Here is a 13,172-nt window from a genome sequence, read left to right on the forward strand (position 1 = left end):
CTTCGGTAGAACGTCACCGGCCGCCGCATCCTTCCCGGCGGCCGTCACAGGGCGCTTCCCGGCCGCTCACGCTCCGCCGCGCGCCCCGCCCTGCGCAGCACGATCGCCTGGCGTACATAGTCCAGGCCGGTCACCACGGTCAGCACGACCGCCACCGCCATCACCCAGAACCGCAGCGTCGCGAGGGGCCCCGTCAGCGCCAGCACGTACATGCCGACCGCCACCCCCTGCGCGAGCGTCTTCATCTTGCCGCCGCGGCTGGCGGGAATGACCCCGAGCCGGATCACCCAGAACCGCATCAGCGTGATCCCGAGCTCACGGAAGAGAATGACCCCGGTCACCCACCACGGCAGGTCCCCGAGCGCCGAGAGACTGATCAGCCCCGCGGCCATGATCGCCTTGTCGGCGATCGGGTCGGCGATCTTCCCGAAGTCGGTGACCAGGTTGTACGTACGGGCCAGATGTCCGTCGAAGATGTCGGTGATCATGGCCACGGCGAACGCGGCCCACGCCCAGGCGCGCCAGGCCGGGTCGTACCCGCCGTCCTGGAGCAGCAGCGCCACGAAGGCCGGCACGAGCACCAGCCGCATCATGGTGAGGATGTTGGCGATGTTCCACACGCTGGCCTGATTGACGGCCGCAGCCCCCAGCTTGCCACCGGGCGCCGGCCTACCCTGGCCACCCTCGGCCGATGCCGGGACTCCGGTCATCTGGCTGCCTCCTCGCCGGGGCTCCGGGGCTCGTCCCCGGTGAACCCGCAGTACTCGGCCACCAGGTCGACACCCTGTGTACCGACCACCTTCGCCTCGACCATACGACCCGGACGCAGGCCCTCGCCCGATGTGAAGATCACCTGACCGTCGGTCTCGGGCGCCTGGTGTGCCGCCCGGCCCACGGCGCCCTCCTCGGCGTCGTCGGACTCCAGGGACTCCACGAGCACCGTCAGAGTCTCCCCCAGGCGCTCCTCGGCCCGCTGCGCCGTCAGTTCGTCGGCCAGCCGCGACAGATGCGCCAGCCGCTCGGCCACGACGTCCTCGTCCAGCTTGTGCTCGTACGTCGCGGCTTCCGTGCCGTCCTCGTCCGAGTAGCCGAACACACCGATGGCGTCGAGCCGCGCGCCGGTGAGGAAGCGCTCCAGCTCGGCGAAGTCGGCCTCCGTCTCACCCGGGAAGCCCACGATGAAGTTGGAGCGCACGCCGGCCTGCGGGGCCTTGCCCCGGATCGTCTCCAGCAGTTCGAGGAAGCGGTCGGTGTCCCCGAAGCGGCGCATCGCGCGTAGCACGGACGGCGCGGAGTGCTGGAAGGACAGATCGAAGTACGGGGCGACGCCGGGAGTGTCCGTCAGTACGTCGATGAGCCCCGGGCGCATCTCGGCGGGCTGGAGATAGCTGACCCGTACACGCTCGATGCCGTCGACCGCCGCGAGTTCGGGCAGCAGCGTCTCCAGGAGGCGGATGTCGCCGAGGTCCTTTCCGTAGGAGGTGTTGTTCTCGGAGACGAGCATGACCTCCTTCACCCCCTGCTCGGCCAGCCAGCGCGTCTCACCCAGCACGTCCGATGGACGGCGCGAGATGAAAGAGCCTCTGAAAGAGGGGATGGCGCAGAAGGAGCAGCGCCGGTCGCAGCCGGAGGCCAGCTTCACCGAGGCGACCGGGCTGTTGTCGAGACGCCGGCGCAGCGGGGCGCGCGGGCCTGAGGCCGGCGCGAGTCCCTGCGGCAGGTCCGCGGGGGCGGGAATGACCGCCTCTCCGGACATGGCCGCCTCTTCAGAAGAGGGCGCCGGCGTGGCCTTGGAGCCGTGTCCTGGGAGTGCGACACCGGTGGCGCTCTGCCGGTCGGCGGGGCTGAGCGGGAGCAGCTTGCGCCGGTCGCGGGGCGTGTGCGAGGCGTGGATGCCGCCGTTGAGAATGGTCTGAAGGCGGTCGGAGATGTCGGCGTAGTCGTCGAACCCGAGCACACCGTCCGCTTCGGGGAGCGATTCCGCGAGTTCCTTGCCGTAGCGCTCGGCCATGCAGCCGACGGCGACGACGGCCTGCGTCCGGCCGTGATCCTTCAGATCGTTGGCTTCCAGCAGGGCGTCGACGGAGTCCTTCTTGGCGGCTTCGACGAAGCCGCAGGTGTTGACGACGGCGACGTCCGCGTCGGCGGCTTCCTCGACGAGCTCCCAGCCGTCCGCTGCCAAGCGGCCTGCAAGCTCCTCCGAGTCCACCTCGTTACGGGCGCAGCCAAGCGTGACAAGGGCGACGGTACGGCGTTCGGGCATGGGCTCAAGACTACTTTGTCCTGGCCGCCCTCCCGCCGTGCAGGGCTGCCCGGCCGGTCAGGTGACTACAGGCCGCTCCCCGGACGGCTCCAGCACACCGTCCGATCACTCTCCCCGATACCTCCGGCGCCTCGGGCTACGCCCTTACGGACAAGCCCTGAGCGCCGGTGCGGTATCAGCCCGCCTCGGGGTCGCCCTTCGTGTACGAAGGCCGCTCGACCTGGCCCGGCTTGAAGTCCTCGTCGACCTGCTTGCCGTTGACGAAGATGTCGATCACTCCGGCGTTGCCGAGGATGAAGTCGATCTGCTCGTCGTCCTGGAAGGTCTTGGACTCCCCCTTGAGAAGCAGTCCGTCGTAAATCAGTTCACCGTTGGGGGACTTGGCGGAGATCCAGCTCTTGTCCTCGACCGCGGAGAGCTTGACCGTCACCTTGTCGGCGGGGGCCGCGGCGATCGCGCTGTCCGAGGGGTCGGGCTTCGGGTCGGCGGGCTTGGTGGTGCTCGGCGCGGAGGTCGTCTTCTCCGGCGCCGGGCCCTCGGCGACCTGCTTTCCCGGGCTGTCCTCCTCACCACTGTCGAACATGGTGAAGCCGACGAAGCCGATCACCGCGACGATCGCGGCGACCATCGCCGCCGTCCAGTTGGGACGGCGACGCTCCGGGCGGATCCGTTCGGCCTCGAACAGCGGGGCCGCGGGCGTCGGCGACGGACGGCCGCCGTGCTCGGAGTCGTACTGCCTGACAAGCGGTTCGGGGTCGATGCCGACGACACGCGCGATCATGCGGATATGGCCGCGGGCGTAGACGTCGCCGCCGGAGCGCGAGAAGTCGTCCTGCTCGATCGCTTGCACGATAGGGACACGCACCCGCGTGGAGGCACTGACGTCTTCGAGCGTCAGACCTGCGGCGGAGCGTGCCTGCTGAAGGACCTGACCGACCGAAGGCTTGTCCTCTTCGGGCTCGGGCCGCACGTCCTCAGCGAGTTCGACGGCGGAAGGCTGGTCGTCTTCGGGGGAGTTGCCGATGGACACGGGAGTGCCTTTCGAGCGTGTAGCCACCTGCTGGATGTTCAGTCTATGGGTGGTACGAAAGGGTGGGGCAACCGGGAGGATGGACTTTGTACGCCATCAGAATGGCCGGACGGCGTGTCGGCGGGACACAGCGTGTCTCCCCTTCCACGTTGACGCCCGGACGAGGGGAAAAGTTGCTCCGGGTATCCGTCGGATCGCCTCAGGCTCCGTCAATTTCCGTCAGCTCCTTCGGGAGCGGGCACACCGCGGATCACGGCGAGCACCCCGTCCAGCTCGTCCGCCTTCACCAGGACATCACGCGCCTTGGAGCCCTCGCTCGGACCGACGATGTTCCGTGATTCCATCAGGTCCATAAGTCTGCCCGCTTTGGCGAAACCCACGCGCAACTTCCGCTGAAGCATGGATGTCGAGCCGAATTGGGTGGAGACCACCAACTCGGCGGCCTGGCACAGGAGATCGAGATCGTCGCCGATGTCCTCGTCGATCTCTTTCTTCTTGGCCGTGCCGACGACGACGTCCTCACGGAAAACCGGCGCCATCTGATCCTTGCAGTGCTGGACGACGGCCGCGACCTCGTCCTCCGTGACGAAGGCGCCCTGCATACGGGTCGGCTTGCTGGCCCCCATGGGCAGGAAGAGGCCGTCGCCCTTGCCGATCAGCTTCTCGGCTCCGGGCTGGTCGAGGATGACCCGGCTGTCGGCGAGCGAGGAGGTCGCGAAGGCGAGCCGGGAAGGCACGTTCGCCTTGATCAGACCGGTGACGACGTCGACCGAAGGGCGCTGGGTGGCGAGCACGAGATGGATACCGGCGGCGCGGGCCAACTGGGTGATGCGGACGATCGCGTCCTCGACGTCGCGCGGCGCGACCATCATCAGGTCGGCCAGCTCGTCCACGATCACCAGCAGGTACGGATAGGGCGTCAGCTCGCGCTCGCTGCCCAGGGGGGTTTTGACCTTGCCGTTGCGCACGGCCTGGTTGAAGTCGTCGATGTGGCGGTAGCCGTACGCCGCGAGGTCGTCGTAGCGCAGGTCCATCTCCCGCACGACCCACTGGAGCGCCTCGGCGGCCCGCTTGGGATTGGTGATGATGGGCGTGATCAGGTGCGGGATGCCCTCGTACGCCGTCAGCTCGACCCGCTTGGGGTCGACGAGGACCATCCGTACGTCCTCGGGGGTCGCCCGCACCATCACCGAGGTGATCAGACAGTTGATGCAGGAGGACTTGCCGGATCCGGTGGCGCCGGCGACCAGCAGGTGCGGCATCTTGGCGAGGTTGGCCATCTCGTAGCCGCCCTCGACGTTCTTGCCGAGCGCGACCAGCATCGGGTGATCGTCCTCGGCGGCGTCGGCCAGCCGCAGGACGTCGCCCAGGACGACCATCTCGCGGTCGGAGTTGGGGATCTCGATGCCCACGGCGGACTTGCCGGGGATGGGACTGATGATCCGGACGTCGGGGCTGGCCACGGCGTAGGCGATGTTCTTGGTGAGCGCGGTGATGCGCTCGACCTTCACGGCGGGGCCGAGCTGCACCTCGTAGCGGGTGACGGTCGGCCCCCGGGTGAAGCCGGTGACGGTCGCGTCGACCTTGAACTCCATGAAGACATTGGTCAGTGAGTCGACGACCGCGTCGTTGGCGGCGCTGCGGGTCTTGCCGGGGCCGCCCCGCTCCAGCAGGTCCAGCGAGGGCAGGGAGTAGGTGATGTCGCCGGAGAGCTGAAGCTGCTCGGCGCGCGGGGGCAGCGGGCGGTCCTGCGCGGGCGGGGGCTTGGTCAGGTCGGCCACTGCGCCGGCCGGGGACTGCGCGGCGGCGGCGCCACGCGGCTCCGGTGCGCGGGCCGGTGGTACGGAGCGCTCCCCCGGCCGGGCCTTCTCCGCGTCCCGCGTACGATCCGCCGAGACGCCCTGGGTGAGGTCCGCGACGATCGGCGAGGGCGGCATGCCGTTGAGAACGGCTCCGTCCAGCGCCGCGGCAGCGGCGGCGGCCACGTCGACGGCGTCCATGGGGCGGTCGGCCGCCGGCTGCACCGGCCTGCGGCGCGGGCGCCTGCGGCGGGCCAGCGCCTCGGCCTCGGCCTGGTCGGGGTCGTGCTCCTGGTCGTGGTCGGCGGGTGCCGCGCCGCGCCGTGACGAACGGCGCCCGCGCGTGGGCAGGGCCTCACGCCACTGGTCGTCGTACCGCTCGTCGTCGCTGTCGTACTCCTGCTCGCCGTCCTCCTCGTCGTCGTGCTCGGCCGGGGCCGGGTCGAGGATGCCGAGCCGGACACCGAGTTGCCGCAGCCGCTGCGGGATGGCGTTGACGGGCGTCGCCGTGACGACGAGCAGGCCGAAGACGGTGAGCAGGACCAGCAGCGGTACGGCGAGGACCTCGCCCATGGCGAAGATCAGCGGCTTGGAGGCGGCCCAGCCGATGAGCCCCCCGGCGTCCTGCATGGCGTCGGTGCCCTCATCCCGGCCCGGGGAGCCGCACGCGATGTGGACGAGCCCGAGCACACCGATCACCAGCGCCGACAGGCCGATGACGATACGTCCGTTGGCCTCGGGGCGCTGCGGGTAGAGGATGAGCCGGACGGCGATGACGGCCAGCAGTATCGGGACGAGCAGGTCGAGCCGGCCGAAGGCGCCGGTGATGAGCATCTCGACGAGATCGCCGACGGGGCCCCGCAGGTTCGACCACGTACCGGCGGCGACGATCAGGCCGAGGGCGAGCAGCAGGAGAGCGCTGCCGTCCTTGCGGTGCGCCGGGTCGAGCCCTTTCGCGCCGCGCCCTATGCCGCGGAACATCGCGCCGACCGCGTGCGCGACTCCCAGCCAGACGAGGCGTACGAGGCGGTAGACGCCGTTCGTCGGGGAGGGCGCGGGCTTGGGTGCCGGTTTGGCCGCGGACTTCTTCGCGGGGGCCTTCTTGGCCGGTGCCTTCTTCGCGGGCGCTGTCTTCTTCTTCGCGGCGGCCTTGGCGGCGGGGGCCGCCTTCTTCGCGGCACCGCTCGCACGGCCGGCACGCGGTTTCGCGGTGCCCGCAGTGCCCTGGGAACCCTTGCCGGACGTACGTGAGGCCATGGGGGTGAGGTTACCGGTGTGAACGGCGGCGGACACGTGTGCCTACCGCTTCACCCGTACGTGTCGCCCGCCGTCGGCACGGAACTGACGCGGTGTCAGCGCTCTCCACCGGGCTGCCGACGGGCCGCCGGACACACGGATACGGGCCGCCTGCGGGCCTGTTGGCGTCCGGGGCGGGCCCGTCAGTTCGGTGAGGGAAGCGGGGACGCGCCTCCGCTGCCCGGCTCCAGGGCGTCCAGCGCCCTGCGGAGCCCGGTCAGTTTGCGCTCCAGATGTGCGGCGGTGGCGACGGCCGCGGCGTCCGCGGACTCGTCGTCCAGCTGTTTGGAGAGCGCTTCGGCCTGCTCCTCGACCGCGGCGAGCCGCGCGGACAGCTCGGCCAGGAGACCGGTCGGCTCCTTCACCTCGCCCGCGCCCGCCAGTTGCAGTCTGAGCAGCTCGGCCTGCTCCTTCAGCTGACAGTTCTTCATGTACAGCTCGACGAAGACCGAGACCTTCGCACGCAGCACCCAGGGGTCGAACGGCTTGGAGATGTAGTCCACCGCGCCGGCGGCGTATCCCCGGAAGGTGTGGTGCGGACCGTGGTTGATGGCCGTGAGGAAGATGATCGGGATGTCCCGGGTCCGCTCACGCCTCTTGATGTGCGCGGCGGTCTCGAAACCGTCCATCCCGGGCATCTGGACGTCCAGCAGAATGACCGCGAAGTCGTCGGTCAGCAGCGCCTTGAGCGCTTCCTCCCCTGACGATGCCCGCACCAGCGTCTGATCGAGCGCGGAGAGGATGGCCTCCAGCGCCAGCAGATTCTCCGGCCGGTCATCGACCAGGAGGATCTTGGCCTTCTGCACCATGGCCCGCCCTCCTCGCCCCGGCTGTGCACCGGGCGCCGCCCCAGGGGACGACTCCCTTACGCCGTCCGTCCTTGTGCCGGTCATGGTAGCCGCACCCCGCCTGTCGCCACACCCTGTCACCGCGATGTCACTGTGCACGTAGCAAAAACGTCACAGGAGCTCGAAAAGTTCCCCGATTACTTGCGGCTCACACCTGTTGGACCACAGAAACTCGCCTTCCCGCACAGATTCGCACAGCCGCAGGCCGCCCCTGAAGCCGCTGCCCGACGTCCCTTTCGTGTCACTTCTGGTGCATCCACTGCTCCATCACCGTCAGAAGATGATCGGGATCGACCGGCTTTGTCACATAGTCAGATGCGCCGGAGTCGATCGCCTTCTCCCGGTCGCCCTTCATCGCCTTCGCGGTGAGCGCGATGATCGGGAGCCCGGCGAACTGCGGCATCCTGCGGATCGCCGTCGTCGTCGCGTATCCGTCCATCTCGGGCATCATGATGTCCATCAGAACCAGCGTCACATCGTCGTGCTGCTCCAACACCTCGATGCCCTCACGGCCGTTCTCGGCGTACAGCACCGACAGACCGTGCTGTTCGAGGACGCTGGTCAGCGCGAAGACGTTGCGGATGTCGTCGTCCACGATCAGCACCTTCTCGCCGCCGAACGAGAACGTAGGCCGCTCCTCCGGAGCCTCGGGCGCCTCCGCCGTCCAGGACTCCTCGCCCCCCGAACCACCCGACAGCCGTGAGCCGTTGCCCACACCCGAGGAACCGTTCCCGGACCCTCCGGCGGACGGGCCCGCCGGGCCCCCGGGGCGCCCGGACAGCGAGCTCATCTGCTCGGGGCCGCCCAGGGCCTTGCGGCGGCGCCGGAAGAGCGCGGCGGGCCCCGTACGGACGTCCGACGGGCCCGCGGGCCGGTCCCGCCGCGCGTGCTCCGACGCCAGCCCCACGGAGCCGCCGGCGCGCTGCGGCTCGATGCCCGGAGTCAGCTGCGGATAGCCCTGCGGGGGCAGTTCGCTGGCGTGCAGCGGCAGGTACAGCGTGAACGTCGAGCCACGGCCCGGCTCGCTCGCCGCGTGGATCTCGCCGCCGAGCAGCCGGGCGATCTCCCGGCTGATGGACAGGCCCAGACCCGTACCTCCGTACTTACGGCTCGTCGTACCGTCCGCCTGCTTGAACGCCTCGAAGATCACCCGCATCTTGCTGGCCGCGATCCCGATACCGGTGTCGGTGACCGAGAAGGCGATCAGATCGGCGTCCGCGTCACGCAGCGAACCGGCCTCCAGAAGCTGCTCCCTGATCGCGTTGGGCACATCCGCCCCGGCGGGCCGGATCACCAGCTCAACGGCGCCCGTGTCGGTGAACTTCACCGCGTTGGAGAGCAAATTGCGCAGCACCTGCAGCAGCCGCTGCTCGTCCGTGTGCAGCGTCGCCGGCAGCTCCGGGGAGACCCGTACGGAGAAGTCGAGCCCCTTCTCCGCCGTCAGCGGCCGGAACGTCGCCTCGACGTAGTCGACGAGCTGTACGAGCGCGATGCGCGTCGGGCTGACGTCCATCTTGCCCGCCTCGACCTTCGACAGGTCGAGGATGTCGTTGATGAGCTGGAGCAGGTCGGAGCCCGCACCGTGGATCGTCTCGGCGAACTCCACCTGCTTCGGCGAGAGATTCATCTCCGCGTTGTCCGCGAGCAGCTTCGCCAGGATGAGCAGCGAGTTCAGCGGCGTACGCAACTCGTGCGACATGTTCGCCAGGAACTCGGACTTGTAGCGCATCGACACCGCGAGCTGCTCGGCGCGCTCCTCCAGGACCTGCCGCGCCTCTTCGATCTCGGTGTTCTTCACCTCGATGTCGCGGTTCTGACGGGCCAGCAGCTCCGCCTTCTCCTCCAGCTCGGCGTTGGAGGACTGAAGGGCCTTCTGCCGGTTCTCCAGCTCCGCCGAGCGCTCCCGCAGCTGCTCCGTCAGCTCCTGCGACTGCTTGAGCAGCACCTCGGTCTTGGTGTTGACGCTGATCGTATTGACGCTCGTCGCGATCATCTCGGCGATCTGGTTGAGGAAGTCCCGCTGGATCTGGGTGAAGGGCTGGAACGACGCCAGCTCGATCACACCGAGGACCTTGCCCTCGAACAGCACGGGCAGCACGATCACGTACGCCGGAGACGCCTCACCGAGCCCCGAGGAGATCTTCAGATAGCCCGGCGGCACATTGACCTGGATCGTGCGCTTCTCCTCGGCAGCCGTACCGATGAGGGTCTCACCGGGCCGGAAGGAGGTCGGCATCGAACCGGCCGAGTAGCCGTAACTGCCGCGCATGCACAGCTCGTACGAGCCGTCCCGGCCACCGGTCCCCAGCTCGGAGACGGTGCCCGTCGGCATCGCGAGGAAGAACGCGCCGTGCTGCGCCGAGACCACCGGCGTGAGCTCGCTCATGATCAGCGAGGCCACGTCGTCCAGATCGCGGCGGCCCTGCATCAGACCGGAGATACGGGCCAGGTTGCCCTTGAGCCAGTCCTGCTCCTCGTTGGCGAGGGTGGTGTCGCGCAGGTTGGCGATCATGGTGTTGATGTTGTCCTGGAGGACCTGGATCTCGCCCGCGGCGTCAACGTCGATCTTGAGGTTCAGATCGCCGCGGGTCACCGCGGTGGCGACGGCGGCGATCGCCCGCACCTGACGGGTCAGGTTGCCGGCCATCTCGTTCACCGACTCGGTGAGGTCGCGCCAGGTGCCGTCGACGTCCCTGACGCGCGCCTGGCCGCCCAGCTGCCCGTCCGTGCCCACCTCGCGGGCCACCCGCGTGACCTGCTCGGCGAACGAGGAGAGCTGGTCGACCATGGTGTTGATGGTGTTCTTGAGCTCCTGGATCTCACCGCGGGCATCGATGTCGATCTTCTTGGTGAGATCGCCCTTGGCGATGGCGGTGGTGACGGTGGCGATCTGGCGCACCTGACCGGTCAGGTTCGACGCCATCGAGTTCACCGACTCGGTGAGGTCCTTCCACGTCCCCGAGACCCCCGGGACACGCGCCTGGCCGCCCAACTCACCCTCGGTGCCCACCTCGCGGGCCACCCGCGTCACCTCGTCGGCGAACGAGGACAGCGTCGTCACCATGATGTTGACGGTGTCGGCCAGCTCGGCGACCTCACCGCGCGCCTCGACCGTGACCTTCTTCGTGAGGTCGCCGTTGGCGACGGCCGATGAGACCCGGGAGATGTTCCGCACCTGGCTGGTGAGGTTGTTGGCCATCGTGTTGACGTTGTCGCTGAGGTCCTTCCAGATGCCGGTGACGCCGCGTACCCGCGCCTGGCCGCCGAGGATGCCTTCGGTGCCCACCTCGCGGGCCACGCGGGTCACCTCGTCGGCGAAGTTCGACAGCTGGTCCACCATCGTGTTGACGGTCGTGACGAGGTCGAGGATCTCGCCCTTGGCGTCGACGGTGATCTTCTTCGACAGATCGCCCTTGGCGACGGCCGTCGTCACCTCGGCGATGTTGCGCACCTGGGAGGTCAGGTTGTTCGCCATGAAGTTGACGGACTGGGTGAGGTCCTTCCACGTACCGGAGACACCCTGCACCTCGGCCTGCCCGCCGAGCATGCCCTCCGTACCGACCTCGCGGGCGACCCGCGTCACCTGCTCGGCGAAGTTCGACAGCTGGTCCACCATCGTGTTGAGGGTGTTCTTCAGCTCCAGGATCTCGCCGCGCGCGTCCACGTCGATCTTCTGCGACAGGTCACCGCGCGCCACCGCCGTGGCGACCTGGGCGATGTTACGGACCTGAGAGGTCAGGTTCCCGGCCATGCCGTTCACGGAGTCGGTCAGATCGCGCCAGACGCCGGCGACGCCCGGCACCTGGGCCTGGCCGCCGAGCCTGCCGTCGGTGCCCACCTCGCGGGCGACCCGCGTCACCTGCTCGGCGAAGGCCGAGAGCTGGTCGACCATCGTGTTGATGGTGTTCTTCAGCTCCAGGATCTCGCCGCGGGCGTCCACGTCGATCTTCTGGGAGAGGTCACCGCGCGCCACCGCCGTGGTCACCTGGGCGATCTGCCGCACCTGGTCCGTCAGGTTGCCGGCCATGAAGTTGACGGAGTCGGTCAGTTCCTTCCACGTACCGGAGACGCCGTCGACCCGCGCCTGGCCACCCAGCCTGCCCTCCGTACCCACGTCACGCGCCATCCGCGTCACCTGGTCGGCGAACGACGACAGTTGGGCCACCATCGTGTTGACGGTGTTCTTCAGTTCCAGCATCTCGCCCGCGACGTCGACGGTGACCTTCTGAGAAAGATCGCCGTTCGCGACCGCCGTCGTCACCTGAGCGATGTCCCGCACCTGGCCGGTGAGGTTACGGAACGCGGTGTTGACCGAGTCGGTGAGGTCCTTCCACGTACCCGCGGCGCCCGGCACCTCGGCCTGGCCGCCCAGTTGGCCCTCGACGCCCACCTCGCGGGCGACCCTGGTCACCTCGGAGCCGAACGAATTGAGCTGCCGCACCATCGTGTTGACGGTGTTCTTCAGTTCCAGCATCTCACCGGCCACGTCGACGGTGACCTTCTGAGAAAGGTCACCGTTCGCGACGGCCGTCGTCACCTGGGCGATGTCCCGCACCTGGGTGGTGAGATTGCGGAAGACGGTGTTGACCGAGTCCGTCAGGTCCTTCCAGGTGCCCGCGGCGCCCGGCACCTGCGCCTGGCCGCCCAGCACACCCGAGCCGCCGACCTCGCTCGCCACCCGCGTCACCTCGTCGGCGAACGTACGGAGCGTCTCGGTCATCTGGTTGATCGTCTCGGCGAGCTGCGCGACCTCGCCGCGCGCGCTCACCGTGACCTTCTGGGAAAGATCGCCGTTCGCGACGGCCGTGGTGACCTCCGCGATGCCACGCACCTGACTGGTCAGGTTGCCGGCCATCGTGTTCACCGAGTCGGTGAGGTCCTTCCACACACCGGCGACGCCCGGCACGGTGGCCTGGCCGCCGAGTTCGCCCTCCGTACCGACCTCGCGGGCCACCCTCGTGACCTCGGACGAGAACGACGACAGCTGGTCCACCATCGTGTTCACGGTGTTCTTCAGCTGAAGCATCTCGCCGGCCACATGCACGGTGACCTTGCGCGACAGATCGCCCTTGGCGACGGCCGTCGTAACGAGAGCAATGTCACGTACCTGAGCGGTGAGCCGGTACGCCATCGTGTTGACGGAGTCCGTGAGATCCTTCCACGAACCCGACATTCCACGCACTTTGGCCTGACCGCCGAGCTTGCCCTCGGTACCGACCTCCAGCGCCACACGCGTCACCTCGTCGGTGAACGCGGACAGCTGGTCGACCAGGTTGTTGACGGTCCTCGCGACCTTCAGGAACTCGCCGCGCAGCGGGCGCTCCGTCCCCGCCGAACCCTCGGTGAAGTGCGAACGCAGCTCCATCCGCTGCTCCAGGTCACCCTCGGCGACCGCCGACAGCACGCGTCCGACCTCGGACACGGGGCGCGCCAGGTCGTCCACCAGCGCGTTCGACGCGTCGATCGCGGCGGCCCAGGACCCCTCGCAGGCGCCTGTCTCCAGCCGCTCCGTGAGCTTTCCCTCGCGCCCGACCATGCGCCGTACTCGGGCCAGCTCGCCCGTGAGGTGCAGATTCCGGTCCGCCACCTCGTTGAACACGGCGGCGATCTCCGCCATCACATCGTCACCGGAGACGGTCAGGCGTTTACGGAAGTTGCCGTCCCGCATCGCCACCAGGGCCGTCAGCAGTCTGTTCAGAGCCGCCGCATCGACCTCGGTGGCCCCGTTGTTCCGGGACCGTCCGCCCTTTGCGCGCGTGCTGTTGCCACGCGCCGCCACGCCAGACTCCACCGTGTCCCTCCCGCGGGGATCGACCGTGTACTGCTCAGAAGTTACTCACACTGTCTCTGGAATCCTGCCCAGTGTTTCACCACGGCTGAACCTGGCGATAACAGTTCGGCAGCTTCGCATAGCGTCCCCACCCCCGGTAGGCGGA

Annotated in this window: 6 protein-coding genes; all 6 read right to left on the reverse strand. The window is 68.7% G+C overall.

The features are described from left to right. Window positions 1-44: 44 nt before the first annotated feature. The 6 genes from pgsA to OIE74_RS09535 all read right to left on the reverse strand — a co-directional run bounded on the left by pgsA (window position 45) and on the right by OIE74_RS09535 (window position 13,027). Window positions 45-710 carry a CDP-diacylglycerol--glycerol-3-phosphate 3-phosphatidyltransferase gene (gene pgsA, locus OIE74_RS09510; RefSeq protein ID WP_329380762.1) on the reverse strand — a complete coding sequence of 222 codons (666 nt, stop codon included), beginning with the start codon at window positions 708-710 and terminating at the stop codon, window positions 45-47. Next, window positions 707-2,263 carry a 30S ribosomal protein S12 methylthiotransferase RimO gene (rimO, locus tag OIE74_RS09515; protein ID WP_329380765.1) on the reverse strand — a complete coding sequence of 519 codons (1,557 nt, stop codon included), beginning with the start codon at window positions 2,261-2,263 and terminating at the stop codon, window positions 707-709. Before rimO ends, pgsA begins: the two co-directional genes overlap by 4 nt. A 175-nt stretch (window positions 2,264-2,438) precedes the next feature. Then, complete coding sequence (locus tag OIE74_RS09520; RefSeq protein WP_329392224.1) at window positions 2,439-3,233, reverse strand: helix-turn-helix domain-containing protein; 795 nt, start codon at window positions 3,231-3,233, stop codon at window positions 2,439-2,441. A gap of 269 nt (window positions 3,234-3,502) precedes the next feature. After that, complete coding sequence (locus tag OIE74_RS09525; RefSeq protein ID WP_329380769.1) at window positions 3,503-6,349, reverse strand: DNA translocase FtsK; 2,847 nt, start codon at window positions 6,347-6,349, stop codon at window positions 3,503-3,505. Between the two features lie 182 nt (window positions 6,350-6,531). After that, a complete protein-coding gene (locus OIE74_RS09530) occupies window positions 6,532-7,197 on the reverse strand; it encodes a response regulator (RefSeq protein ID WP_329380771.1) in 666 nt (221 codons plus the stop codon). 280 nt (window positions 7,198-7,477) lie between these two features. Beyond that, window positions 7,478-13,027, reverse strand: coding sequence for a HAMP domain-containing protein (locus OIE74_RS09535; RefSeq protein ID WP_329380774.1), 5,550 nt, complete (start codon window positions 13,025-13,027; stop codon window positions 7,478-7,480). Window positions 13,028-13,172: the final 145 nt, after the last annotated feature.

Source organism: Streptomyces sp. NBC_01716 (assembly GCF_036248275.1).
Classification (GTDB): Bacteria; Actinomycetota; Actinomycetes; order Streptomycetales; family Streptomycetaceae; genus Streptomyces.